General features: G+C 72.7%; 29 protein-coding genes. 11 read left to right on the top strand and 18 right to left on the bottom strand.

Annotated elements, in window-relative coordinates; genetic code table 11:
* Positions 1-92: 92 nt before the first annotated feature.
* Both ABZ805_RS04470 and ABZ805_RS04465 read right to left on the bottom strand, forming a co-directional pair.
* Positions 93-734, bottom strand: coding sequence for a GntR family transcriptional regulator (locus ABZ805_RS04470; protein ID WP_358434208.1), 642 nt, complete (start codon positions 732-734; stop codon positions 93-95).
* Between the two features lie 102 nt (positions 735-836).
* On the bottom strand, positions 837-1949 hold the full coding sequence (locus tag ABZ805_RS04465) for a glycerate kinase (RefSeq protein ID WP_358434205.1): 1113 nt from the start codon (positions 1947-1949) through the stop codon (positions 837-839).
* A 202-nt stretch (positions 1950-2151) separates the two neighbouring features.
* Here ABZ805_RS04465 and uraD point away from each other — a divergent pair, with 202 nt between their 5' ends.
* The 5 genes from uraD to ABZ805_RS04440 all read left to right on the top strand — a co-directional run bounded on the left by uraD (position 2152) and on the right by ABZ805_RS04440 (position 6660).
* Positions 2152-2856: a 2-oxo-4-hydroxy-4-carboxy-5-ureidoimidazoline decarboxylase gene (gene uraD / locus ABZ805_RS04460; protein ID WP_358434202.1), complete on the top strand. Its 705-nt coding sequence runs from the start codon at positions 2152-2154 to the stop codon at positions 2854-2856.
* Positions 2853-3182, top strand: a complete 330-nt coding sequence (gene uraH, locus ABZ805_RS04455) for a hydroxyisourate hydrolase (RefSeq protein WP_358434198.1) — start codon at positions 2853-2855, stop codon at positions 3180-3182. Before uraD ends, uraH begins: the two co-directional genes overlap by 4 nt.
* Before the next feature lie 5 nt (positions 3183-3187).
* Positions 3188-4078, top strand: coding sequence for a factor-independent urate hydroxylase (gene pucL / locus ABZ805_RS04450; protein ID WP_358434196.1), 891 nt, complete (start codon positions 3188-3190; stop codon positions 4076-4078).
* A gap of 224 nt (positions 4079-4302) precedes the next feature.
* A complete protein-coding gene (locus ABZ805_RS04445) occupies positions 4303-5277 on the top strand; it encodes a glycoside hydrolase family 43 protein (RefSeq protein ID WP_358434194.1) in 975 nt (324 codons plus the stop codon).
* A gap of 360 nt (positions 5278-5637) precedes the next feature.
* Complete coding sequence (locus tag ABZ805_RS04440) at positions 5638-6660, top strand: S8 family serine peptidase (RefSeq protein ID WP_358434191.1); 1023 nt, start codon at positions 5638-5640, stop codon at positions 6658-6660.
* A gap of 91 nt (positions 6661-6751) precedes the next feature.
* Here the strand turns inward: ABZ805_RS04440 and ABZ805_RS04435 are convergent, their stop codons facing one another.
* The 5 genes from ABZ805_RS04435 to ABZ805_RS04415 are packed head-to-tail and all read right to left on the bottom strand — an operon-like array spanning position 6752 to position 8361.
* Positions 6752-6937, bottom strand: a complete 186-nt coding sequence (locus tag ABZ805_RS04435; protein WP_358434188.1) for a DUF397 domain-containing protein — start codon at positions 6935-6937, stop codon at positions 6752-6754.
* Positions 6934-7122 (bottom strand): DUF397 domain-containing protein, encoded by a 189-nt coding sequence (locus tag ABZ805_RS04430; RefSeq protein WP_358434185.1) that lies wholly within the window; start codon positions 7120-7122, stop codon positions 6934-6936. The genes ABZ805_RS04435 and ABZ805_RS04430 overlap by 4 nt, the downstream gene beginning before the upstream one ends.
* Positions 7076-7327 (bottom strand): DUF397 domain-containing protein, encoded by a 252-nt coding sequence (locus ABZ805_RS04425; protein WP_358434182.1) that lies wholly within the window; start codon positions 7325-7327, stop codon positions 7076-7078. Before ABZ805_RS04425 ends, ABZ805_RS04430 begins: the two co-directional genes overlap by 47 nt.
* Positions 7320-7523: a DUF397 domain-containing protein gene (locus ABZ805_RS04420; protein ID WP_358434179.1), complete on the bottom strand. Its 204-nt coding sequence runs from the start codon at positions 7521-7523 to the stop codon at positions 7320-7322. The genes ABZ805_RS04425 and ABZ805_RS04420 overlap by 8 nt, the downstream gene beginning before the upstream one ends.
* Entirely contained in the window at positions 7492-8361 is an 870-nt protein-coding gene (locus ABZ805_RS04415) for a helix-turn-helix transcriptional regulator (RefSeq protein WP_358434176.1), read from the bottom strand. The genes ABZ805_RS04420 and ABZ805_RS04415 overlap by 32 nt, the downstream gene beginning before the upstream one ends.
* A 168-nt stretch (positions 8362-8529) precedes the next feature.
* On the opposite strand from ABZ805_RS04415, the gene ABZ805_RS04410 reads away from it, so the two are divergent.
* Positions 8530-8799 (top strand): hypothetical protein, encoded by a 270-nt coding sequence (locus tag ABZ805_RS04410; protein ID WP_358434174.1) that lies wholly within the window; start codon positions 8530-8532, stop codon positions 8797-8799.
* 469 nt (positions 8800-9268) lie between these two features.
* On the opposite strand, the gene ABZ805_RS04405 is transcribed toward ABZ805_RS04410, so the two are convergent.
* Positions 9269-10144, bottom strand: coding sequence for an NAD(P)H-binding protein (locus tag ABZ805_RS04405; RefSeq protein WP_358434171.1), 876 nt, complete (start codon positions 10142-10144; stop codon positions 9269-9271).
* A gap of 124 nt (positions 10145-10268) precedes the next feature.
* Between ABZ805_RS04405 and ABZ805_RS04400 the strand changes: the two genes are divergently transcribed.
* The 3 genes from ABZ805_RS04400 (at position 10269) to ABZ805_RS04390 (ending at position 12198) form a co-directional block, all read left to right on the top strand.
* Positions 10269-10868, top strand: coding sequence for a TetR/AcrR family transcriptional regulator (locus ABZ805_RS04400; protein ID WP_358434169.1), 600 nt, complete (start codon positions 10269-10271; stop codon positions 10866-10868).
* A 242-nt stretch (positions 10869-11110) separates the two neighbouring features.
* On the top strand, positions 11111-11299 hold the full coding sequence (locus ABZ805_RS04395) for a hypothetical protein (RefSeq protein ID WP_224963052.1): 189 nt from the start codon (positions 11111-11113) through the stop codon (positions 11297-11299).
* Positions 11296-12198 (top strand): serine/threonine-protein kinase, encoded by a 903-nt coding sequence (locus ABZ805_RS04390; protein WP_358434165.1) that lies wholly within the window; start codon positions 11296-11298, stop codon positions 12196-12198. The genes ABZ805_RS04395 and ABZ805_RS04390 overlap by 4 nt, the downstream gene beginning before the upstream one ends.
* A 143-nt stretch (positions 12199-12341) precedes the next feature.
* On the opposite strand, the gene ABZ805_RS04385 is transcribed toward ABZ805_RS04390, so the two are convergent.
* Positions 12342-12893, bottom strand: coding sequence for a hypothetical protein (locus tag ABZ805_RS04385; RefSeq protein WP_358434162.1), 552 nt, complete (start codon positions 12891-12893; stop codon positions 12342-12344).
* A gap of 133 nt (positions 12894-13026) precedes the next feature.
* On the opposite strand from ABZ805_RS04385, the gene ABZ805_RS04380 reads away from it, so the two are divergent.
* Complete coding sequence (locus ABZ805_RS04380) at positions 13027-13635, top strand: helix-turn-helix domain-containing protein (RefSeq protein ID WP_358434160.1); 609 nt, start codon at positions 13027-13029, stop codon at positions 13633-13635.
* A gap of 88 nt (positions 13636-13723) precedes the next feature.
* On the opposite strand, the gene ABZ805_RS04375 is transcribed toward ABZ805_RS04380, so the two are convergent.
* The 3 genes from ABZ805_RS04375 to aceB form a co-directional block, all read right to left on the bottom strand.
* The gene (locus ABZ805_RS04375) at positions 13724-14062 is read right to left on the bottom strand and encodes a hypothetical protein (protein ID WP_358434157.1); all 339 of its coding nucleotides are present in this window, start codon (positions 14060-14062) and stop codon (positions 13724-13726) included.
* Between the two features lie 551 nt (positions 14063-14613).
* The gene (locus ABZ805_RS04370) at positions 14614-15864 is read right to left on the bottom strand and encodes an aldolase (protein WP_358434154.1); all 1251 of its coding nucleotides are present in this window, start codon (positions 15862-15864) and stop codon (positions 14614-14616) included.
* Positions 15865-15936: 72 nt separating this feature from the next.
* Positions 15937-17535 carry a malate synthase A gene (gene aceB / locus ABZ805_RS04365; RefSeq protein WP_358434151.1) on the bottom strand — a complete coding sequence of 533 codons (1599 nt, stop codon included), beginning with the start codon at positions 17533-17535 and terminating at the stop codon, positions 15937-15939.
* A gap of 181 nt (positions 17536-17716) precedes the next feature.
* On the opposite strand from aceB, the gene ABZ805_RS04360 reads away from it, so the two are divergent.
* A complete protein-coding gene (locus ABZ805_RS04360) occupies positions 17717-18496 on the top strand; it encodes an IclR family transcriptional regulator (RefSeq protein WP_358434148.1) in 780 nt (259 codons plus the stop codon).
* On the opposite strand, the gene ABZ805_RS04355 is transcribed toward ABZ805_RS04360, so the two are convergent.
* The 6 genes from ABZ805_RS04355 to ABZ805_RS04330 all read right to left on the bottom strand — a co-directional run bounded on the left by ABZ805_RS04355 (position 18482) and on the right by ABZ805_RS04330 (position 23827).
* Positions 18482-19135: a VTT domain-containing protein gene (locus ABZ805_RS04355; RefSeq protein ID WP_358434145.1), complete on the bottom strand. Its 654-nt coding sequence runs from the start codon at positions 19133-19135 to the stop codon at positions 18482-18484. The genes ABZ805_RS04360 and ABZ805_RS04355 overlap by 15 nt on opposite strands.
* Positions 19136-19204: 69 nt before the next feature.
* A complete protein-coding gene (locus ABZ805_RS04350; RefSeq protein WP_358434143.1) occupies positions 19205-19414 on the bottom strand; it encodes a hypothetical protein in 210 nt (69 codons plus the stop codon).
* 109 nt (positions 19415-19523) lie between these two features.
* Entirely contained in the window at positions 19524-19985 is a 462-nt protein-coding gene (gene tsaE / locus ABZ805_RS04345; protein ID WP_358434140.1) for a tRNA (adenosine(37)-N6)-threonylcarbamoyltransferase complex ATPase subunit type 1 TsaE, read from the bottom strand.
* Complete coding sequence (locus ABZ805_RS04340) at positions 19982-21088, bottom strand: alpha/beta hydrolase (RefSeq protein WP_358434137.1); 1107 nt, start codon at positions 21086-21088, stop codon at positions 19982-19984. The genes tsaE and ABZ805_RS04340 overlap by 4 nt, the downstream gene beginning before the upstream one ends.
* Positions 21085-22230 (bottom strand): alanine racemase, encoded by a 1146-nt coding sequence (gene alr / locus ABZ805_RS04335; protein ID WP_358434134.1) that lies wholly within the window; start codon positions 22228-22230, stop codon positions 21085-21087. Before alr ends, ABZ805_RS04340 begins: the two co-directional genes overlap by 4 nt.
* A gap of 94 nt (positions 22231-22324) precedes the next feature.
* Positions 22325-23827: an NAD(P)H-hydrate dehydratase gene (locus ABZ805_RS04330; RefSeq protein WP_358434131.1), complete on the bottom strand. Its 1503-nt coding sequence runs from the start codon at positions 23825-23827 to the stop codon at positions 22325-22327.
* Positions 23828-23842: the final 15 nt, after the last annotated feature.

Genomic DNA, 23842 nt, shown 5'->3' with positions numbered 1-23842 from the left:
GCCACCGGTGAAAACGATCCCGCAGCGAGAATCCCGCTGAGGCTCCGCCACCCAGCCTTCCTCGCAACGGGAACAGCGAAGAAAAACGCCTTTCAAAAGAGCATTCTGTCGAGGACCATTTTTCTGCTTGCTCTGACGTGTCCGAGCGCGAGTTCCGCGGCCCGATCACCGTCCCCGCCCGCGATGGCGGCGTGCAGTTCGTCGTGTTCGCGGCACACGCGTTCGGGCTCCAGGTTGAGCCGGAACAGCCAGGCGAGCCTGCCGTGCAGCGGTTCCAGCACGTTGGCGAGCAGCGCGTTCCCGGACAGCGCCACGATCCGGTCGTGGAATTCGGTGTTGGCGGCGGACATCGCGTCCACGTCGCCGTCGGTCCACGCCTGCCGGGCGCGCCGGGCGAGCTCGCCGAGCCGGGCGGCGTCGTCGGTGCCGGCGCGGGTGGCGGCGAGCCGGGCGGCGAGCGCTTCGAGGGCTTCGCGGACGTCGAAGAGCTCTTCGACCTGGTCGCGGTCGAGGCTGCGGACGAACACGCCGCGCCGGTGCGGCGCGACGTCGACGAGCCCTTCGCTCTGCAGCATGCGGATCGCTTCGCGGACCGGCACTCGGGAGACGCCGAACTCGGCGGCGATCTGCTGCTCGTAGAGCCGGTCGCCGGGTCGGAGGCGGCCGTCGCTGATGCGGTCCTGCACCGCTCGCCGCACTTGTTCGCGCAGCGGCAGCCGTTCGTCGTCCGCCACCGGCACACCTCTCCCCCGAGTTCCCGCCCCCACTCTACGAACCGGGGCGGGCGCGGCGTCCGTGCCACTCCGCCCCGGCGGGCGGGTGGAGCCGTGGTCCGGTCAGGCGAGCCACTTCTCGGCGATGTGGGCGGCGAGCCGCGGCAGCAGGTCGGCGGCTTCGCGGATGCAGCGCTGCGGGTCGGGTTCGACGTCGGTGAGCGCGTACACGTCGGCGAATCCGGCGTCGCGGAGCCGTTCGGGCGCGAGGGAGCAGCGCCCGGCGACGGCGATGGCGGGCACTCCGGCCGCGGCGGCCCTGGCGGCGACAGCGGCGGGGCCCTTGCCGTGCAGGGTCTGCTCGTCGACGGAGCCCTCGCCGGTGAGCACGAGCGCGGCGCCGGGCAGCGCGGCGTCGAAGCCGACGAGTTCGAGCACGAGGTCGGCGCCGGGCCGTTGCCGCGCGCCGAGGACGGCGAGCGCGGCGTAGCCGACGCCGCCCGCCGCTCCGGCGCCGGGTTCGTCGGCGGCGTCGCGCCCACCTGCGCGGCTGACGGCACCGGACCAGCTGCGCAGCGCGGCGTCGAGCAGCCGCACCTGGGTGGGGTCGGCGCCCTTCTGCGGCCCGTACACGTGCGCGGCGCCGTGCTCCCCGAGCAGCGGGTTGTCCACATCGGACGCGAGCACGATGTCGGCGTCGACGAGGCGCGGGTCGAGCCCGCTGAGGTCGACTTCGGCGAGTTCGACGAGCCCGCCACCGCCGGGGGGCAGCGGTCGTCCGGCGTCGGCGAGCAGCCGGGCGCCGAGCGCGGCGAGCATGCCCGCGCCGCCGTCGGTGCAGGCGCTGCCGCCGACGCCGAGCACGATGGTGCGGGCGCCCGCGTCGAGCGCGGCGCGGATCAGTTCTCCGGTGCCGAAGCTGGAGGCGGTCATCGGCGCGAGCTCGCGGGTGGGCAGCAGCGCGAGCCCCGACGCGGAGGCGAGTTCGACGACGGCCTTCCCCTCCTGGAGCGCGAAGTCGGCGGCCAGCGGTGTCCCGACGGGGCCGGTGACGCGCGCCTGCATCCGCCGGTACCCGGTGGCGATCGCGGCGTCCACGGTGCCGTCCCCGCCGTCGGCGATGGGAGCGAGCCGCACCTCGACGCCGGGCAGTCCCGCGGCGAGCGCGTTCGCCACGTCGGGGGCGGTGAGCGACCCCTTGAACTTGTCCGGCGCGATCAGGACGGGACCGGGCACAGTGCTCCCCCTCGGGCTTGCGGCGGTGACTCGCACATTCCACCCGACTCGCCCGATCAGGGGAACCCCGGCGGGCGGCGTTCGGCGGGTGGTGCTGCGCCGGGATCGGTGCCGCGGAGCCGAAGGGCCTTCGTCGCCAGGCCTTTCCGTCCGAATCGGGGGGCCGGGGGCGCGATCACATCTCGGTCACGGAGGGTTTCCGGTGGCACGCCGCGGCTTCCGCTCCGCCCGTGCGGCGGGTCGCCCCGAGCGCCCGCGGCTCGCGGGAGCCCGGTTCACCCGCTGGGTCAACGGCACGTTGACACCCCGTGGTGCCGGTCGTAGCTTCGGCTCGCAGGTGCGCCGCCGCCCGCCGGTGCGCGCGAGCCCGCGGATCGGCCGCGACGCGGCCCGCCCGGAGGGGGAGGCCATGCCCGCGCCCGACCGCTTCAACGCCGCCGCCCGAGCCGACCTGCTGCCGGAGCTGCGCGCCTGCCTGGACGTGCCGCGCTGGGCCGAGCGGGTGTGCGATGCGCGACCCTACGACTCCCCCGGTGCGGTGCTCGCGGTGGCCGATGCGGCCGCCCGCGAGCTCACCCCGGACGAGGTCGGCGCCGCGCTCACCGCGCATCCCCGCATCGGCGAACGGCCGGCGGGCGCGGCCACCACCGCCGCCTGGTCCCGCGCCGAGCAGTCCGGTGTGGACTCCGAGGACGCGGAGCTGCGGGCCGCGCTGCGGGAGGGGAACGCGGCCTACGAGCGGAGGTTCGGGCACGTGTACCTGGTATGCGCCGCCGGTCGCGGTGGCGCGGAGCTGCTGGCGGTGCTGCGCTCCCGGATGCACCACGATCCGCGCACCGAGCTGCGCGTGGTCGCCGACGAACTGCGCAAGATCGCGCTGCTGCGCTTGGGGAAGGTGATCGGATGAGTGCCGTGACCACGCACGTGCTGGACGCCTCGCTGGGCCGCCCGGCCGCCGGGATCGCGGTCCGGCTGGAGGGCATGGAGGGCGCCGAGCCGATCGCGGCGGGCGTCACCGACGAGGACGGCCGCGTCGGCTCGCTCGGCCCGGAGGTGCTGGCGCCCGGCGACTACCGGTTGACCTTCGACACCGGCGCCTACTTCGCGGCGCGCGGCACCGCGTCGTTCTACCCGCTGGTGCAGATCACCTTCCGCATCGCCGATCCCGCGCAGCACCACCACGTTCCGCTGCTGCTGAGCCCGTTCGCCTACTCCACCTACCGAGGGAGCTGATAGCCGTGGGCATCGTGCCGGGACCGAACCAGTACGGCAAGGCCGAGATCAGGTTGGTCGCGGTGGACCGCGGCACCGCCCGGCACGAGATCCGGGATCTCACCGTCAGCACCGCGCTGCGCGGGGACTTCGCGGCGGCGCACCGCACCGGGGACAACGCGAACGTGCTGCCGACGGATTCGCAGAAGAACACCGCCTACGCGTTCGCGAAGCGGTATCCGATCGGCGAGGTGGAGGATTTCGCGCTGCGGCTGGGGAAGCACTTCGTCGCGAGCCGGGAACCGGTGCGGGGCGCGCGGATCACGGTCGCCGAGCACGGGTGGGAGCGCATCGAGGTGGACGGCGCGGGCCACGACCACGCGTTCCGCCGCAGCGGCGCGGAGACGCGGACCGCGGCCGTCACGGTCGACGGCGGCGACGTGCACGTGGTGAGCGGGATCGAGGACCTGGTGGTGCTCAAGTCGACCGGCTCCGAGTTCCACGGCTTCCCGCGGGACGAGTACACGACGTTGCCGGAGACCTCGGATCGCGTCCTGGCGACGGCGGTGTCGGCGCGCTGGCGGCACCTGGGCACCGAGGTGCCGTGGGCGGCGAGCTTCGCCTCGGTGCGCGCGGCGCTGCTGTCCGCGTTCGCGACGACGCACAGCCTGGCGTTGCAGCAGACGCTGCACGCGATGGGCGAGGCGGTGCTGGCGTCGCACCCGGACATCGCCGAGGTGCGGCTGTCGCTGCCGAACAAGCACCACTTCCGGGTGGACCTGGAACCGTTCGGACTGGACAACGACAACGAGGTCTTCTTCGCCGCGGATCGCCCGTACGGCCTGATCGAAGGGATCGTCACCCGCGACGACGTGCCCGAGGCACCGATGGCCTGGTACGGCCTCCCCGAGTTCTGATCCCGCCGCACCGCGGGTGACCGGACCGGTCACCCGGTCTGTTCGCCCGACCCGATGGGACGGCCGTGCACCTGCTGGATTTCGCGGTCCGGAACGGGTCGCGGGGCGGCAGCGGCGGCGCGCACGGTGAACCACCGGATCGAGTGTCACTCGTGGGGTGAATGTGTCCGGCGGGACGCGCGGGGCGCCGGTGGACTGGTGGGGCTGCCGACGAAGGGGAACCCGTGCCGCGACCATGCCGCCACCTGAGCCTGACCGCCGCCGTGCTGCTGCTCCTCGCGCCACCCGCCGCGCTCGCCGACGAGCGCGCCGCCGGGACGAGCGCCGGGAAGGTCATCGATCGCAACTTCCCGGACCCCGACGTGCTGTCCCACAACGGGGAGTACTACGCGTACGCCACCAACACCGCGGGCTCGAACGTGCAGCTCGCGACCGCCACCGACGCGGAAGGACCGTGGCAGCGGCAGCCGGACGCGCTGCCGTCCCTGCCGCCGTGGGTGGGCCCGTCCGAGAACGGCGGCCTGAACGTGTGGGCGCCGGACGTGAGCGAACGCTCCGACGGCACGTTCCTGCTGTACTACACCGCGCACCACAGCGGCTCCGGCCACCAGTGCATCGGCGCCGCCGTCGCGGATTCCCCCACCGGTCCGTTCGAGCCGACGAGCCCGGATCCGCTGATCTGCGCACCCGGCCAGGGCGACGTGATCGACCCGGCGAGCTTCGTCGACGACGACGGCAGCCGGTACCTGCTGTACAAGGATTCCCGGGGCAGCCAGGCCCGCAGCGGCCCGTCGACCATCCACATGAGACCGGTTGCGGCCGACGGGCTCGCCCCCACCGGCCGGGACGTCCCGCTGCTGCGGGCGGACCGCCCGGAGGAGGCCGGGGTGGTGGAGGCGCCGACGCTGGTGCGCCGCCCGCAGGGATACGTGCTGCTGTACTCGGGGAACACGTTCTACAGCGGCGATTACTTCACGAACTTCGCGACGGCGCCGAGCCCGACCGGCCCGTTCACGAAGGCGCCGGGTGCGCTGCTGAGCCGGGAGTCGCTCGGCGGCGCGGTGACGAATCCCGGCGGGCAGGACGTGTTCGACGACGGCGAGCTCATCGCGTTCCACGGCGATCTCGCGGAGCCGCCCGGCGATCGCGGCATGTGGATGGCGGAGCTGTCCTGGGACGGGCTGAATCCCCTGCTGTAGCAAGAAGTTTCCTCTTGAACGATCAGGCCTTTCCACCCGATCGTGCAGCCTCGGAACGGTTCTGCGCGGGGCGGCTCCCGGCTATCGTTCCGATCAGTCCCGCGCGGTGCACGATCTCGTTGCGCGGCACGGGGCGAGGGAGGCAATGGACCCGATGTCCTCTGTGGACATCGGGTCCGTTTTATCCGTTCGACGCTGCTCCGTTCAGCGCAATTCGCTGCGCTGCTCGTCCCATTCTGGACTCGGACGTGTATCGGGCCGGAACGTCGGTGGTCAGGCTGTCGTTGATCGCCTGAACTTTTCACCGAACTCCGGGAGCAGCCCATGCGTTTACGGGCCCTCGCAATCACGGTCGCAGGCTTGACCGCGCTCGCCGCGCCGTCCGCCTCCGCCGCCGCCACCCAGGACCCCCTCGCTGGTCAGCAGTGGGGCCTCGACCAGATCCACGCCGAACAGGCCTGGCAGACCAGCACCGGCGCCGGGCAGGTCATCGCCGTCGTCGACACCGGTGTCGACCTCGACCACCCCGACCTGCGCTCGCAGCTGGTCCCGGGCGCCACCTTCACCTGCGGCGGCGGTCCCGCGCCGTGCGGCAACGGTGACTGGCGCGGGCCGGACGGCGTCGGCCAGGAGACCGACGTGCACGGCACGCACGTGTCCGGGATCGCCGCGGCCGCCGCGAACAACGGCGTCGGTGGCGCCGGTGTCGCGCCCGACGCGAAGATCATGCCGGTGAAGGTCCTGGAAGACGGCAAGGGCGATTTCGCCGAGATCGGCGCGGGCATCCGCTACGCCGCCGACCACGGCGCCAACGTCATCAACCTGAGCCTCGGCGCGCAGCCCGGCTCCCAGCTGCTGACGCTGCTCGGGCTCCAGGCGCAGGCGAAGGACGCCGTCGACTACGCCCGCGAGAAGGGCGTCGTCGTCATCGCCTCGGCGGGCAACGAGACCGCGCCGCTGTGCGACACCCCGGCGTGGGAGCGGGGCGCCATGTGCGTCGCCGCCACCGACCGCGCCGAGAAGAAGGCCTCGTACTCCAACTTCGGCCTGAAGCTGGACTTCAAGGCCGTGGCCGCCCCCGGCGGTGCGGGCGACGGCACCTGCGAGGGCGACATCGTCTCCACCGTGCCGCGCGGCACCGGCACCAAGTGCGGGGACCCGGACTACGACGCGCTCGCCGGCACCTCGATGGCCGCGCCGATGGTCACCGGCGTCGCCGCGCTGCTCACCGCCCAGGGCCGCACCGCCGACCAGGTGGAGCAGGCGCTGATCGACACCGCGCACTCCCCCGGCAGCGACAAGACCGGGCAGTTCAGCCTGCTCACCGGGCACGGCGTCATCGACGCCGCCGCCGCGGTCGCGCAGCCGATCTCCCAGCCGTGATCCCGCGGTGGGCGGCCCGCATCGGGTCGGGCCGCTCACCACGGTTCGGCTAGCGGTCAGCGGTCAGGGCTCAGCGGTCAGCTGTCAGCGGTCAGCGGTCGAAACGGCCCGATTCGAGGCCGCGGAGGAACGCAGTCCAGCGGGCCGGGGAGACGGTGAGCCGCCCGTCCGCCACCGCCTTCGAGTCCCGCACCGCGACGAAGTGGGGCGATAACGCCACTTCCACGCAGTTGTACTGGTTGCTACGGCTGCTCTTCCGCCAGTTCAGCTCACTCATCGGTCATAGTGGCCTTCGCCGACCCCGCTCAGGAACCGCCGCCAGTCCCGCGTCGAGAACGACAGGGAACCGGCCGCGCGATCCTTGGAGTCCCGGACCGCTGCCGCGTCCTGCGACAACGCCACCTCCACGCAGTTGTCAAATGCGTTGCTCCGCGAACTCTTGCGCCACATCGGTTCGGTCATGATGTCGTTCCCCTTCCGCCCAACAGTCGCAGTGGGAGGTTTTGATCCCGAACAGGAAACGTTGCCACGCGCGCGACGAGAACGACAAGAACCCGGCCGCGCGATCCTTCGAATCCCGAATGGCCGCGGACTCAGGCAAAAGAGCCACCTCTACGCAGTTGTAGTCACCGCTGTACGTGCTCGTCCGCCAGTTCGGTTCAGCCATCGTCCGGCTCACCACCAGAACGCCCGGCGTCGAGGCCCGCCAGGAACCGCCGCCAGTCCCGCGTCGAGAACGACAGGGAACCGGCCGCGCGATCCTTGGAATCCCGGACCGCCACGGACGTCGACGATAACGCCACCTCGACGCAGTTGTGGTAAGCGTTGCTCCTAGAGCTCTTCCGCCACACCCAGTCGCTCATCGGACAGTCCCTCCGCGGCTTCCTTGATCAACTCCAGTGATTCGCGCTCACCCAGCGCGATATCGTCCACTTCGTTGCAGGTTTCCACGACCAGTCGCAGATCGACAGCTTCGGCGAGGCATACGGCGAAACCCTGCGACTCGACGAAGGCGTAGCCCGTGCCGTCCGCGAGCTCGAAGTAGCTGAACGCTCCGTTCAACACCCGGTGCGCCGGAGCGGACAACGGGATCACGCGGATCTCGACGTTCGGTCGGCGCCCGACGCTGATCAGGTGTTCGAGCTGCAACCTCAGCGCCGTTTCACTGCCCAGGGTCCTGCTCAACGCGGACTCGTCGATCACGAAGCGGACGTGCGGAGGCCTCGGCCTGGACAGCACTGCTTGCCTGCCGAGCCTCGACGCCACCCGGCGTTCCACTTCGCGCGGTTGCAGACCGGCGCTCGCCATCAGGCAACGGGTGTAGTCGGCCGCCTGCGCTAAACCCGGGATCAGGGCCAGTTCCACGCACGTGATCTTCGCGGCTTCGCGTTCCAGCACGAGCAGGCTCGCGAGCTGCTCGGACATGCCGTCGCCCAGCGCCAGCCACGCGGACGTCTCGTTCGACTCGCCGACGCGGTCCAGCAATTCCTGCTTGTCGTCACCGATGACGCCGAACAACGCGCACAGCGCGCTCACCTCCTCGCGATCCGGGGCGCGCGTGCCGCGCTCGGTCCGGCTGATCGAGGAACGTGAGACACCCAGGGCCGCCGCCACCGATCGGGTGGTCATTCCGCGATTCTCCCGCAAGGTGCGCAGTCGCACGCCGAGCCCGAGCTGACGCAGGGCTTCTGATTGCCGCATTCCATGACCTCCGGATTCCGGCGTGGGATCGGTTCGAGAACTGACCGGATTTGCAGCGCGACAATCCGCTGAACTGCGGCGTCACACATTCGCTGGGCCAGAAGGTAGCGATCTACCTTTCGATTCGTCAGCGGTTCGCCCGGTGATCGAACCGAAAGGAGGACGGTCGTGGCGTTGCCCCACCCGTACCGGTGCAGCAGGCCGGTGGCGTTCTGGATCGTCGGCCTGGCGCTGCACCTGCGGCACGCCACCCCGTCCCGGCCGGGCGCGCTACCCGGCGGGGCGCGGGCGGCGACGTTGTGCGGCACCCGGATCCGCGTCCCGTTCGACACGCCACCGCCGCGCCGGCCGCGCTCCGCCGACATCACGGCGCGCTGCCCGCAGTGCGCCGAGTTCGCCGCGGAGCACGACTACCTCCTGCTCACCTGGGACTTCTGAGCCCCTGACCCGGTCCGCGGCGGGACCTCCCCGACACCGCCCCGACCGGCCGGTGGCCGGGCGCACCCCCTCCGACCAGCGCCCGGCCACCACCCCGGAGTGAACGGACCGTTCGTCCAGCCAGACGAGGCGAACGGTCCGTTCACCCCGAACCCGCCGAGTCAACGGACCGTTCGACCAACCAGACCGGACGAACGGCCCGTTCACCCAGGTTCTCGTCGAGTGAACGGACCGTTCGACCAACCAGACCGGACGAACGGCCCGTTCACCCAGGTTCTCGTCGAGTGAACGGACCGTTCGACCAGCCAGATCAGGCAAACGGTCCGTTCACCCCGAACCCGCCGGGTGAACGGACCCTTCGTCCAACCAGACCGGACGAACGGTCCGTTCACCCGGACCTGCGTATCCCGTGGGCAGAGTGAGCGGACCGTTCATCCAGCGGAACGAGAACCGGAGTGGCAGCTCGACTTCAGGCGCCGAGGTCCGCGGCGAGCCGGTCCGCGACGGTGCGGGGTTCGCGGCCGAGGAGTTCCGCCAGCAGCGAGCCCGGTTCGGCGAAGTACCCCGCCCGCGCAGCCTGGTAGAAGGTGAGCAGGAGTCGAGCCACCTGCTCCGGCACACCGCTCGCGATCTGGTCGGCGACCCACTGCTCGTCATCCACGACGATCCGTCCGATGGCACGACCGGTGAGGTCAGAGGCGATCCGGCCGAGATCGTCGAAGGTGACGGCGGTCGGCGCGGCGAGGGTGGCAGGGCCGTCGAGGGTGCGGTCACCGGCGAGGAGGACGGCGGTGGCCTCGGCCACCTCGTCGCGGTCGGTGTACGGGACGGGTCCGTCGTCCGGCCGAGCGATCGCGCCGGTCAGCTGCCACGGGCCCAGGACCTGGTCGAGCGGGCCGTAGGCGCCGTTGCGCAGCGCGGTCCAGTCGACTCCGGAGTCGGCGAGGAACGCCTCGGTGGCGACGTGGATGCCCGAGGGCCGGTACGGGTTGCCGGGGACGGCGCCGTGCTGGCTCGTGTAGACGATCCGCCGGGCACCGGCCGCGACCGCGGCTTCGACGGCACCGCGGTGCAGGCCGACGACGTCGGCGGCCGGATCGTTGCCGGACACCAGGAGGACCTGCTCGGCACCGGCGAACGAGTCGCGCAGCGCGACCGGGTCCTCGTAGGAGCCCCGGCGCACCCGCACGCCGCGGTCGGCGAAGTGCTGCGCCCGGGTGACGTCGCGGACGCTGACGCCGATCCGCTCGGCGGGCACGCGCTCCAGGAGGTGCTCGACGATGGCAGCGCCCAGCTCACCGGTGGCGCCGGTGACAACGATCATCTGCTCGACCTTTCCGGACATCCGCCCAGGTGACCGACGCCCCGCACAAGTTGACCCGAGGGGTCAATCTAGCCTTCGGCCCTGACCGTAAGTAAGCTGACCCAAAGAGTCAAGTTATGGCGGCGCACGACAGGAAGAGGCGACGATGCCCGGCGCGGTACCTCCGGAACCCCAGCTGCGCGCCGACGCCCGGCGCAATTCCGAACAGATCCGCTCCGCTGCGATCGGTGCCTTCCAGGGCCAGGGCCTGGCCGTGCCGCTGGAAGAGGTCGCCAAGGCGGCGGGGGTGAGCAAGGCGACGATCTTCAACCGGTTCGGCGGGCGGATCGGCCTCATCGAAGCCGTCATCGAAGAGGTCGTGACGAACGAGCTGTGCGCCGTCATCGACCGCGCGCGGGCCATCGACGACGCCGGCGAGCGGATCGAGCACTACCTCACCGCGATCCGCGACCTCCAGTACCGCCAGCCCGCCGTCAACGACGTCCTGCTGCAGACCTACCCGGACTCGCCGCAGCTCGTGGAGATCTGCCGCGCCGGAAGCGAGGCCAACGAGGAAATCGTCGCGGCGGCCCGCACCTCCGGCGTGCTGCGGCCGGAGTTCACGGCGAGCGACCTGCACGCGCTCGTCCACGACAACGCCCTCGTCCTCAAGCACGGCCCGCGGCCACCCCGGGAGGACTACGACCGCCGCACCACGTACCTCCTGGCCGGGATCCGGGGACGCTCCACCACCGGCGGACGCTGACGCACCGCCGCCCGCGACCGGAGTGAACGGACCGTTCGCCCAACGAGATGAGGCAACCGGTCCGTTCACTCCCCGCCCAGCACGAGTGAACGGACCGTTCGACCAACTAGACGGGACGAACGGTCCGTTCACCCGCGGCGAGCACGTTTCGACCCCGTCCGGTATGCCCGTTCTTCGCGTACGCTGGCAGGAGATGATCTCGCCGACCGGGATCGGCACCGGCCGCCACCAGGAGGTCCACAATGGACTTGGGCAAGCTGTTCAACTCGCTGTCCCCCGCCAAGCACAGCCACCGCTCCTCCCGCGACAGCAGCGACCGCCACCGCCACCACCGCGGGCACAGCGGCTCCAGCAGCGATCACCGCCGCCGTCGCCGCGACAGCTCCAGCCGCAGCGGCTCGGGCCGTCGACGCCACCGCAGCCGCAGTTGAGCGCTGCACCGGCCCCGGACGAAGCCAGCTCGTACTACGACGAAGGTGACTGGGGCCCGCCCGGGCCCGCCCTCGGACCGGGCGAGCACCTGGCCCCCGGGTATCGCGTGATCTCGTTGCTGCGGCGGGGAAACCGCCTCGACGTCTACGACCTGTGGAGCGAGGAACGCGACTGCCGCTGCATCGGCAAGACGTTGCGGCCCGAACGCGCCGCGGACTCCACGGCGGCGGAACGGCTGCGCGGCGAAGGCGAGCTGCTCGGGTCGCTCACCCACCCGAACCTGGTGCGCGGCTACGGAACGCTGCTCAGCGGCGAACCCGAGCGGCCCGTGGTGATCACCGAGACGCTGCCCGGCGCGACGCTGAGCTACCTGCTGGACCAGCACGAACGGCTGCGGCCGGTGGACGCGGCGATCCTCGGCGTGCAGCTGTGCTCCGCGCTCGGCTACCTGCACCGGCAGGGGTGGGCACACTTGGATGTGAAGCCCTCCAACGTGATCTCCACCGGCGGGCGGGCGGTGCTGCTGGACCTGAGCCTCGCCTGCCGCGTCGGGGAGCGGAGTTCCGCCGGGACCTTCGACTACCTGTCGCCGGAGCAGGCGCGCGGCGGCGAGATGACCGCGGCCACCGACGTGTGGGGGCTCGGGATCACGTTGTGGGAGACGCTGTCCGGCGCCCCGCCGTGGGCGGAGCACCCGCACCGGCGCGGCGCGGACGGGGTGCGCCACTACCCGCAGCTCACGTCCGCCCCGCCACCGCTGCGCACCCGGCGGCGGCTGCCCGCGCGGCTGTCCCGCACCGTCGACGCCTGCCTCGCGCCCGACCCCGGCGCCCGGCCCACCGTCACCGAGGTCGCGGACCGCCTCATCACCTGGTCCGGCATCGACCCGGCGGCCTGAGCACGCACACGTCGAGGTGAGCGGCCCACCCGCCCGAGTCCGTCGGACGAACGGGCCGCTCACCTGATCCCGGGAACACGGCGCGGAACCGAGCCCCGAGCTCGTGCGGCGAACGGGCCGCTGACCTGGCGGGATTCGCCGACTCAGGAACGCGGCGCGGAGCCGAGGCGCACCGCCGAGACCAGGAAGAAGATCCCGCCGAGCAGCGCGTACCCGGCGACGTTCGCCAGCGACGCGTCCGGCTTCCCCGCCATCATGAAGAACGAGGCACCGGCCAGCACCGAGATGCCACCGCTGGCGATCATCGCCCACTGCCCGCCCAGGCGGAGCCGCCGCACGGCCACCCCGAGCTGCACCGCACCGGCCACGACCGCCCACGCACCCCACACCCGCAGCACCGCCGGAATGCCCGAGGTGAGCGCGAAGATCAGGCCGGCCGCGGCCAGCGTGCTGATCGCGATGTTCACGTAGAGCCCCGCCGCGGAACCCCGGGACGAGCGGGCGTCGACGATCGCCGCCGCCACGTCGAAGACCGGGTACAGCACCAGCAGCACCGCCGTCAGCGGGCCGAGGCTGGACGCGGTGAGGAACACCAGGACCGCCCAGACCAGGGCGAAGCCGAAGCGCACGAAGTAGAGGCGGCGCAGCGTCGCCGCGACACCGGTCGGGGCGGCGGGGGCGGTGGCGGTGGTCATGGCGGGGTCCCTTCATCGAGGCGGCTCGGCGTCGAGCCAAGGGAGAAAGACCGTTCTCTCTCCCGATGGGGGAAGCGTGGCAGACCGCGCCGCAGAAAGCAAGAACGATCGTTCTTTCTGCTACGGTGGCCGCATGGCGACGACGCGAACCGAGGACCCGAACCCGCGCGGCCGGTCCGAAGCCCGCGACCGGCTGCTCGACACCGCGAGCGCGCTCTTCTACGGCGAAGGCATCCGGGCCGTCGGCGTCGAACGCATCCTCGCCGAAGCGCCGACCACGCGAGCCACGTTCTACCGGCACTTCCCCTCCAAGGAAGCGCTCGTGCTCGCCTACCTCCGCGACGTCGACGCGCACATCCGCGCCGGAGTGCGCACCGCCGTCGACGACGCGCCGAGCCCCGCCGACGCGGTGCGCGCGATCGGAGACGGAGTCGCCGCGGACCTCGGCAGGCCCGAATTCCGCGGCTGCGCGTTCCTCAACGCCGCCAACGAATACCCCGAACCCGGCAACCCGGTGCGCCAGGTCGTGCTCGACCACCGCGCCTGGTACGTCGACGAGCTCACCGCACTGTTCGCGCAGGTCTTCGGGGACTCACCGCGCCGCGGGAAACCGGAGCACGCCGCGCGGCACTTCGTGATGATGCGCGACGGCGCGATGACCGGCGCCCACATCGACGGCGCGGAGAACGTCGGCGCCGCGTTCCAGCGCGGGGTCGAAGGACTGCTCACCGTGCTGCACTGAGCTCGCCGGCCACGGCGGTCGCGGGCCGCGGCCGGGCGGGATTCCGGGCTGTGCCGGGGATTTCGGGTCGGGGTTCCGTTCCGGGCGGTCAGCGCTTGCGGCGGAAGGCCACCGCCAGCGCCACGGCGACCGCGGTCAACGCCACCTGGCCGCCGAGCACGATGCGGTTCACGTCCACCGCCGGATGCCAGACGGCGCCGTCCGAGGTCACCGCCCACGCCCCCACCGGCTTCGCGATCGTGCCGCCCCCACCCGAGCGGTTCTTGCGGCGGCCGCTCACCCCGCCGCCCCGACGCACCTGCACGACCGGCAGCAGCGTCGTGCCACCCTGCTGCACCGCCGGGCCGAACATCTGGCCTTCGCGGAGTTCGGTCGTGAGCGCGGCGACCGCGTCCTCCGTCGTCACGAGCTCGTCACTGCCGGACATGCCGCCTCCCCAGGCCGATCTGGACTCCCCACCGACCCTAGCCGCCGCCCCCGAGCGAACGGACCGTCCGGCCGACCGAACGGGACGATCACCCGGCGATGGTGCCGCCGCGGAAATAACGAACGCCCGTTCGCTCAACAGGGACCGGCCGACGCCCTGTCCACCCGAGGAGACCCGAACCAGCTCGAACCGTCCGGGAACTGCCGCGAGCCGAACGGTCCGTTCACCCGGCGATGGTGCCGCCGCGGCCAAAATAGCGATCGGCCGTTCGCCAAAAAAGCCCCCACCCGACGCCCCGCTCACCCGACGAAAGCCGGGCCGACTCGAACCGTCCGGGGGCGGCAGCGACCCGACCGGAGTGAACGGACCGTTCGACCAATTAGACCGGGCGAACGGTCCGTTCACCCCGAACGAACAGCCCGAGTCAACGAACCGCTCGTCCGGCTCGACGGCGCGAACGGCCCGTTCACCCGCGACGACCGACCCGAGTGAACGGACCGTTCGACCAACTAGATGGGACGAACGGTCCGTTCACTCGGAAAAAGTGGGGGTCAGAGGCGGGCTAGGGTGCGCAGCCGGGTCTCGTCGACCGTGGTCAGCTCGCGCGCCTCCGCCGCGTCGATCGCTCCGCCGTCGAGGGCGCGCACGAACGCGGACGCCAGGGCGCGGGCGGTGGCGGGCTCGTCGAGGACCGCACCGCTCCCGGAGCCGACGTAGGCGGCCAGCCGCTCGGCCTGGGCGGGCGCGCTCTCCCGGAACGCGGCGAACACGGCCGCGTACCGGCTCACCAGCTGCGCCGGATGCAGGTCCCAGCCCTGGTAGAAGCCGTGCGCGAGCGAGCGCCGCACCAGCTCGTAGTGGTTGCGCCAGCCGTGGTGCACCTGGTCGCCCACGGGCAGCACGTTGGTGGACCCGTCGGACAGGAAGATCCCGGTCCCGGCCGCGGACACCTGCATCACGTGCCGGGCGAAGTCGCAGGAGCGGTGCGCGAGGTGCTGGTGCGCGGCGGTGAGCCCGCAGCTCGCGGTGTAGTCGTAGGTGCCGAAGTGCAACCCGCTGACGCGCCGCCGCCCGGCCTCGACGAACCTCGGCAGCGCCAGCCGCCCCGAACCGTCCACGATGGACTGGGTGGTCTCGACCTGGATCTCGAACCGCAACGACCCGGAGGCCAGCCCGAGCTGCTGCTCGAACAGTTCCAGCAGCTCCACCAGCACCTCGACCTGCGCGACGTCCACGACCTTCGGGAAGGTGAGCACGAATCCGGCGGGCAGGCTCCCCCATCGCTGCAGCAGCGCGGTGAGGAACACGTCCAGCGTGCGCACCGAGCGGGCCCGCAGTTCGGGGTCGTCGAAGGACTTCACGCGCAGCCCGAAGTTCAGCGGCTGCTCCCCGTCCCGCAGCCAGCCGGCGACGATCCCGGCGGCGCGTTCGGCGTCGGCGTCCTCGGCCTCGTCGCCGGGCGAGCCGTAGCCGTCCTCGAAGTCGATCCGCAGGTCCTCCACCGGCGCCCCGGCCAGCTTCTCCCGCACCCGCGGATGCACCGCGGCCGCCACGGGATCGGCCAGTCCCAGCAGGGCGCCGAGCGCGGCCGGATCCGGCAGGTGCTCGTCGAACGCGTCCAGCGCGGTGCCGGCCCACGACCGCAGCACCTGCGCGTCCACCGCGGACGCGGGCACGTAGCAGGTGTGCACCGGTTGCCGCGCCGACCCGGCTCCCGGGTAGCGCCGCGCCATGTCCTCGTCGACCGCCGACAACCGGTCCAACCGCCGCCGAACCTGCTCGGCGTCCAGCGAAGTCCTCACGCGCACCTCCGGGAACGGCGGAGGGGACGGCCGACGACCGCCCCCTCCTTCCAGTGGATCAGGACCAGTGGATCAGATCCGCTCGTACGCGGGCAGGGTCAGGAAGTCGACGAACTCGTCGGCGACCGCGACCTGCTCGAACAGCTCCACCGCGGCGGCGAGGTTCTCGGTCGGGAACCCGGCCTCGGCGCGCAGCGCCTGCTCGGTGTCGGCGAGGACCTGGCGCACCAGCTCCACCGTCACCTGCTCGCCACCGGCGAGGACCACGTCGTTGTGCAGCCACTGCCAGATCTGCGAGCGGGAGATCTCGGCGGTCGCGGCGTCCTCCATCAGGTTGTGGATGGCCGCCGCACCGTTGCCGCCCAGCCAGGACACGATGTAGCGGACGCCGACGTCCACGGCCGCGCGCAGGCCGTCGATGGTCTTGTCGCCGGGCGTCTTGTTCACCGCGAGCAGGTCGTCCGCGGTGATCGACACGTCGGCGCGCTTGCGGTCGATCTGGTTCGGCTTGTCGCCGAGGACCGCGTCGAACTCCTCGAAGCAGATCTCCACCAGGCCCGGGTGCGCCACCCAGGAACCGTCGAAGCCGTCCCCGGCCTCGCGGTTCTTGTCGTCGTGGACCTTCTGCATCGCCTTGTCGTTGGCTTCCGGGTCCTTCTTGTTCGGGATGAACGCGGCCATGCCGCCGATAGCGAACGCGCCCCGCTTGTGGCAGGTGCGCACCAGCAGCTCGGTGTAAGCGCGCATGAACGGCGCCGTCATGCCGACCGTGTTGCGGTCCGGCAGCACGTACTGGTCGGAGTCGCGGAAGGTCTTGATCACGCTGAACAGGTAGTCCCAGCGGCCCGCGTTCAGCCCGGCCGAGTGGTCCCGCAGCTCGTAGAGGATCTCCTCCATCTCGAACGCGGCCGGGAACGTCTCGATGAGCACCGTGCCGCGGATCGTGCCGTGCGGGATGCCGAGCTCCTGCTGGGCGTGGGTGAACACGTCGTTCCACAGCCGCGCTTCGAGGTGGCTCTCCATCTTCGGCAGGTAGAAGTACGGCCCGCTGCCCCGGTTCACCAGCTCCTGGGCGTTGTGGAAGAAGTACAGCCCGAAGTCCAGCAGCGCACCGACGATCGGCTCGCCGTCGACGAGCACGTGCTTGTCGTCGAAGTGCCAGCCGCGCGGGCGCACCAGCGGCACCGCGTGCTGCACGTCGTCGCGCAGCTTGTACTGCTTGCCCTCCGGGGTGGTCAGCTCCACCTGCTTGCGGACCACGTCGTAGAGGTTGACCTGGCCGCTGACCACGTTCGACCAGTGCGGCGTGTTCGCGTCCTCCAGGTCGGCCAGCCAGATGCGGGCACCGGAGTTGAGCGCGTTCACCGACATCTTGCGGTCGGTGGGGCCGGTGATCTCCACGCGGCGGTCGGCGATGTCGGCCGGCGGCGCGGCGACCTGCCAGTCGGACTCGCGGACCTCCGCGGTCTCCGGCAGGAAGTCGAGCCTGCCGTTGCGCTTGGCCTCGGCGCGGCGCTGCACGCGGCGGGCCAGCAGCTCGTCCCGGCGGGCGCCGAACTTGCGCTGCAGACCGGCGACGAAGTCGAGTGCCTCGGCGGTGAGGATCTCGTCGCCGCGCTCCACGGGGCCGCCGAGCACCTGCACGCTCGTCGTCGGGGTCGTGTCGGACATGGAAGCCCACCTCTCTCGGTACCTGCGCTCGCCGCCGAGCCGGGGCCCGCTCGGCAGCGCCAGAACGCTTCAGTGCTTTTCTGCATCGTGGATGTTAGTTTCCACATGTGGCCCGAGGCAACATGAGCTCGGGCACCGCCGACTAGACTCGATCACCAGACCGACCCGAAGGGACGCAGCGATGACCGGGCCACGTCGTGCCAACCAAGGCGGAGGTGTGCAGTCCATCGAGCGCGCCTTCGACCTGCTGGAACTGATGGCGGACGCAGGCGGCGAAGTCGCGCTCTCCGAACTCGCCGAAACCTCCGGGCTGCCGCTGCCCACCATCCACCGGATCATGCGGACCCTCGTGAGCAGCGGGTACGCCCGCCAGCAGCCGTCCCGGCGGTACTCGCTCGGGCCACGGCTGATCCGGCTCGGCGACACCGCCAGCCGGTCGCTCGGGTCCTGGGCGCGCCCTTACCTCGCCGAACTCACCGAGGCCACCGGCGAGACCTCCAACCTGGCGGTCCTCGACGGCGACCAGGTCGTCTACGTCGCGCAGGTGCCCTCGCAGCACTCCATGCGCATGTTCACCGAAGTCGGCCGCCGCGTCGACGCGCACGCCACCGCCGTCGGCAAGGCCGTGCTCGCCGACCTCGCCGCCGACAGCGTCGCCACGCTGCTGGAACGCTCCGGGATGCGCGCGCAGACCGAGCGCACCATCACCAGCGTCAGCGCCATGCAGGACGAGCTCGCCCGCATCCGCGAACAGGGCTACGCCGTCGACGACGGGGAACGGGAGGTCGGCGTGCGCTGCTACGCGGTCGCCCTGCCCAGCGCGCCCGCCGGTGCCGCGATCTCCATCAGCGGTCCCGAAGGCCGGATGACCCGCATGTCCACCGAGACGCTCGTCCCGCTCATGCAGCGGCTCGCCGAGAAGCTCGCCGCCGAACTGCGCACCGCCTCACACGGCGCCTGATCGGGCCGCCCGCGCGGCCCGGCGCCGCCGCACCAGCAGCACCACGCCCGCCACCAGCCCGGCCAGCACCAGCAGCGGCGCGCCCACCACCCCCACCGCGGCCGACACCCGGCCGTAGGCCTCCCCCGCGATCCGGCCCACCGTGCAGATCACCGCGGCCCACGCGAACGACGCCGGGACGCTCGCCGCGCAGAACCGGCGGTACGAGACGCCCGCGCGACCCGCCAGCCGCGGCATCAACGTGCGCAGCACGCTCACGAAGTGCGCTCCCGCCACCGCGGGGACCGCGCGGCGCTCCAGCAGCGACAACGACCGGCGCACCCGCTCCGGACCGGCGCGCTGGATCAACCCGCGCTCCCAGCGGCCCGGCGGCTCCAGCAGGTCCGCGTCCTCGTCCAGCAACCGCAGCCGCCGCGCCCGCAGGAACGCCCACTGGCAGCCCAGCGCCGACGCGGCACCCGCCACCGGCACCGCCACCCACAGCGGCACCACGCCCTGCCGGGACAGCAGGCCCAGCGTCAGCAACATCGGCGAACCCGGCAGCAGCACCCCCAGCGGCGATCCCGACTCCGACGCCAGCACCAGCACCGCCACCACCAGCAGAGCCGCCACCGGCAACCCCATCACGTGCTCGACCACCGAGCGATCCCTCCGCACCGTCCGACGCCGCCGCTACCGGCGGGCCCCTCACCCCGCCGGTCGGCCCGATCAGCGCACGAACAGGTGGAAGCCGTCGTCCTCGCGGATGTCGCACTCGCTCCACTCGCCGAACGACAGGCCCGCGTTGCACTCGGCCTCCACGACGGAGCGGTCGTTCGAGGACCGGACGTAGCGCCAGTCGTCCGCCGCCATCGCGGGCGCGCCCACGGACAGCAGGCAGGTGGTCAGCGCGGCCCCGGCCAGGATCTTGCGCAGCATTCCGACTCCGATCTCGCCCGCGCGGCACCGCGCCGCGCGCACTCTTCCTACCGCGAGATCGGCGGAAGATCGGGTCCGCCGGTGAACCGCAGGGGCATCCCTCGCCCGGTCAGCTCCGGACGGCGTCCAACCGGTGCGCCCAGTCCGCGCCGTGCGCCTCCAGCTCGACCTCCCGCACGTCGTCGGCGCGGCGGTGCAACCGGATCAGCAGGAACTCGTCGGCGAGCCGGTCCGCGACCTCGGCGCCCCACTCCACGACCACCACCGCATCGGTGAGATCGGTGTCCAGATCCAGGTCGTCCACGTCCTCCAGGCCGCCCAGCCGGTAGGCGTCCACGTGCACCAGCGGCGGCCCGTCCGCGGCCGGGTGGTGCACCCGCGCGATCACGAACGTCGGCGAGGTGACCTGGCCCGTCACGCCCATGCCCGCGGCGATGCCCTTCGCCAGCACGGTCTTCCCCGCGCCCAGCGGGCCGTCCAGGACCACCAGATCGCCCGCGCGCAGCCCGGCGCCGAGGCGCCTGCCGAACTCCAGCGCTTCGTCCGGGGTCGCCAACTCGACGGTGCTCATGACCGGCCGCCCACCTTCGTCTCGCCCTCCGCGGCGCGGCGGGCACCGCGCCTGATCAGCGCTTCCAGGTGCGCGGTCACCAGCTCGTCCTGCTCCAGCATCGCCATGTGCCCGGCACCGCGCACCCGCACCAGCTCGGCGTCCGGCAGCTCCCCGGCGATCACCTCGGAGTGCGAGAACGGCGTCATCCGGTCCAGATCACCGCTGAGCACCAGCACCTCGGTGTGCCGCAGCCCGGCCAGCGCGGCCTTGCGGTCGTGCGAACCGAGCGTCTCCAGGAAGTCCGTGACCACCTCGACCGTCGTCGCCGAGATCATCTTGTTCATCAGGTCCACCAGCGAGGGGCTCACCTCGCGGTCGCCGAACGACAGCGCGCGCACGATGCTCCACGCCAGCTGCCCGCCGGTGCGGCGCACCCGCTCCACCAGCTCCGGTTGCAGCCCGGCGATCACGCCCAGGCCGCGGGTCAGCGGGTTGTGCCGGGACAGCCACGGCTTCGGCAGGCCGGAGGCGCCGATCTCGCCCGCCGACGTGCTCATGAACGCCACCGCGCACACCCGTTCCCGGAACAGCTTCGGCCGCTGCTCGGCCAGCGCCATGATCGCCATGCCGCCCATCGAGTGCCCCACCAGCACCACCGGCCCGCGCCGCGCGGTCGCCCGCACCACCGCGTCCAGGTCCTTGCCGAGCTGCTCGATCGTGCTGCCGCGCCGCGACGAGTGGCCGGAGCGGCCGTGGCTGCGCTGGTCGTACTGCACCACCCGCACCCGCGGATCGGTCATCTTCGGCAGGTCGCGGCGCTGGAAGTGCCAACATCGCGAATCGAGCGCGTAGCCGTGCACCAGCACCACCGTCAGGTCGGCGTGCCCGCCGTCGGCCGGTTTGATCTCCTGCACCGCCAGCGGGACGCCGTCGTCGGCGGCGACCGTGGACTGCCGGTCCGGGCGCAGCTTGCCGAGTCCCTCCTCGGCGTGCGGGTCGTCCTCGTCCTGGCGCTGGGTGGCAACGCGCGAGCTGTGCGCGGCGACGCCGACGACCGCACCGGTCACCGCGGCCCCGAGCACCCCGCTGGTCCAGGCCAGCGCCTGCCACACCGGTCTCATGTCGCCTCCGTCCCCACCGCGGTGCGCGTCACCCGCGGCCGGTACATGCCGGTGACGATCTCGTAGTGGATCGTGCCGAGCGCCTCCGCCCACTCCGCGGCGGTCGGCTCGCCCAGCGCACCGGCGCCGAACAGCACCACCTCGTCGCCCACGGCGACCGGGTCGTCATCGCAGCGCACCACCAGCTGGTCCATGCACACCCGGCCCACGACGGGACGGCGGCGGCCCGCCAGCCACACGTCCATCCGGCCGGAGAGGCTGCGCGGCACGCCGTCGGCGTAGCCGACCGGGACCAGCGCCAGCGTGCACGGGCGGTCCGCGGTCCACCGGTGCCCGTAGGACACGCTCTCGCCCGCCGCGACCCGCTTCGTCAGCGCCACGGTGGAGCGGAACGTCATCGCCGGGACCAGGCCGTGGTCGCCGTCCTGCGGCACCGGGTCCAACCCGTAGGCGGCGATGCCGGGCCGGACCAGCTCGAAGTGCAGGTCGGGCCGGGTGAGCACGGCCGCCGAGTTCGCCAGGTGCCGGATCGGGTCGAGGCCGGCGGCGCGCGCCTGCCGGTAGGCCGCGTCGAAGCGGGCGGCCTGCGCGTCGATCGACGGGTGCCCGAGCTCGTCGGCGCACGCCAGGTGCGACCACACGGCGACGACCTCGACCGAGCCCGCGGCCTGCGCCTTCGCCGCCTGCTCCACCAGCGCGGGCCACAGCTCCGGCGGGCAGCCGTTGCGGCTCAACCCGGTGTCGATCTTGAGGTGCACCCGGGCGGTCGTCGACCGCGCCTGCGCGGCCGCCGCGATCGCGTGCAGCTCCGCCTCGGAGGAGGCCCCGAGCTGCACGTCCGCGGCGACGGCCGCCTCGAAGTCGTCGCCCGGCACGTGCAGCCAGCACAGCAGCGGCGCGGTGATGCCGTCCGCGCGCAGCCGCAGCGCCTCGCCGATCGCGGCCACGCCCAGTTCGGCGGCGCCCGCCGACAGCGCGGCGCGCGCGACCGTCGCGGCGCCGTGGCCGTAGCCGTCGGACTTCACCACCACCATCGTGCGAGCACCGGAACGCCGAGCGCGCTCGGCCAGCAGGGCGACGTTGGTGCGGAGCGCGTCGACGTCAATGCGCAGGTCGGCGCGGTGCACGGGCTGTTCGGTCATGGCGCGCACATCGTCGCACACGGAAACCGGCGAAAGGCCCGCACATGTGACCCACCCCCGCCCGGAGATCACCACCGGCCGCGCCGCGGGGAGGTCAGCTCGCGCGGAGCTCCCGGATCGCCGCCGGAACCGCCCTGAGCAGCGCCGACGCACCGATCGGGGCGCCCACCGGGTCGTCCCCGGCGTCCGGCCCGAACGCGGCGAGCTCGGCCGCCAGCGCGTGCGCGTGCGCCGCGTAGCCGCAGGCCAGCCACGGGTCGACGCCCGTCGCGAGCAGCGCGCCGATCAACCCGGTCAGCACATCACCCGATCCGGCGGTCGCGGGCCACGCGTGCACCGACGGGTTCACCAGCACCCGGCCGTCCGGGGCGGCCACCACCGTCGTGTTCCCCTTCAGCAGCAGCACCGCGTCGAAGCGCCGCGCCACCTCCCGCGCCGCGGCGACCCGGTCCGGGCCGACCTCGCCCGCGAGCCGCTGGAACTCGCCTGCGTGCGGCGTCAGCACCAGCGCCGCGTCCGGGTCCCGGGCGTCCCACAACGTCGGGTCCTCCGCGAGCAGGGTGATCGAGTCGGCGTCGGCGCACACCGGGCGGCCCGACTCCAGCGCGCGCCGCAGCACCTCGCGGCCGCTGGCGCCGGTGCCGATGCCCGGGCCGACCGCCCACGCCTGCACCCGGCCCGCATCGGTGATCGACCCGGTGGCCACCACCTCCGGCCAGTGCGAGCGCACCAGGTCCGCGGCCGAACCCGCGTAGCGCACCATCCCCGAGGTCGCCTGCACCGCCGAACCCGTCGCCAGCACCGCCGCGCCCGGGTAGGTCGCGGAACCGGCCGCGACGCCCACCACGCCCTGCGAGTACTTGTCGTCCTGCGGCCGCGGCACGGGCCAGCCCGCGCCCACGTCCGCCGCGTCCAGCACCACCAGGTCCGGCTCCGGCAGGTGCTCGTCGACGCCGATGCCCGCCACCACCACCGCTCCGGACCGCACCGAGCCGGCGCCGAGCAGGTGGCCCGGCTTGCGGCCGCCGAACGTGACCGTCAGGTCCGCGTCGACCGCGGGCCCGTCCACCGCACCGGTGATCGGGTCGACGCCGGACGGCAGGTCCACCGCCACCACCGGCGCCGCCACCCGGGACACCAGCTCCGCGGCCAGCGGACGCAGGCATCCCCGCGCCGAGAGCCCCACGATCCCGTCGACCACCAGGTCCGCGCGCTCCAGCGCGCCCGCCGCGGCCGCACCGACCCCGGCGGTGTCCGCGCCCGGCCCGGCCGCGTCCACCAGCTTCCCGCCCGCGCGGCGCAGCGCCGCCGAACCCGCCGGGTGCGCCTTGTCCGGGGACAGCAGCAGCGCGGTCACGCCCGCGCCGCGGCGCCGGAACTCCACCCCGGCCCACAGCGCGTCGCCGCCGTTGTTGCCCGCTCCCACCAGCAGCACCACGTGCGCGCCCGCGACCGCGCCCGCGGTCTCCGCCAGCAGCCGGGCGCCGTGCACCGCCACCGCGAACGCGGCGCGGCGCATCACCACCGGCTCCGGGGTGCGGGTGAACACGCTGCGCTCGGCGTCCCGGACCTGGTCCGGGGTCCACGCTCCCTGCACTGGCGACCTCCTGTT

It is taken from the genome of Saccharopolyspora sp. NPDC047091, assembly GCF_040643635.1.
GTDB lineage: Bacteria > Actinomycetota > Actinomycetes > Mycobacteriales > Pseudonocardiaceae > Saccharopolyspora_C.
The sequence above is the reverse complement of the archived record's forward strand: the minus strand, read 5'-3'. Positions and strand labels throughout refer to the sequence as shown.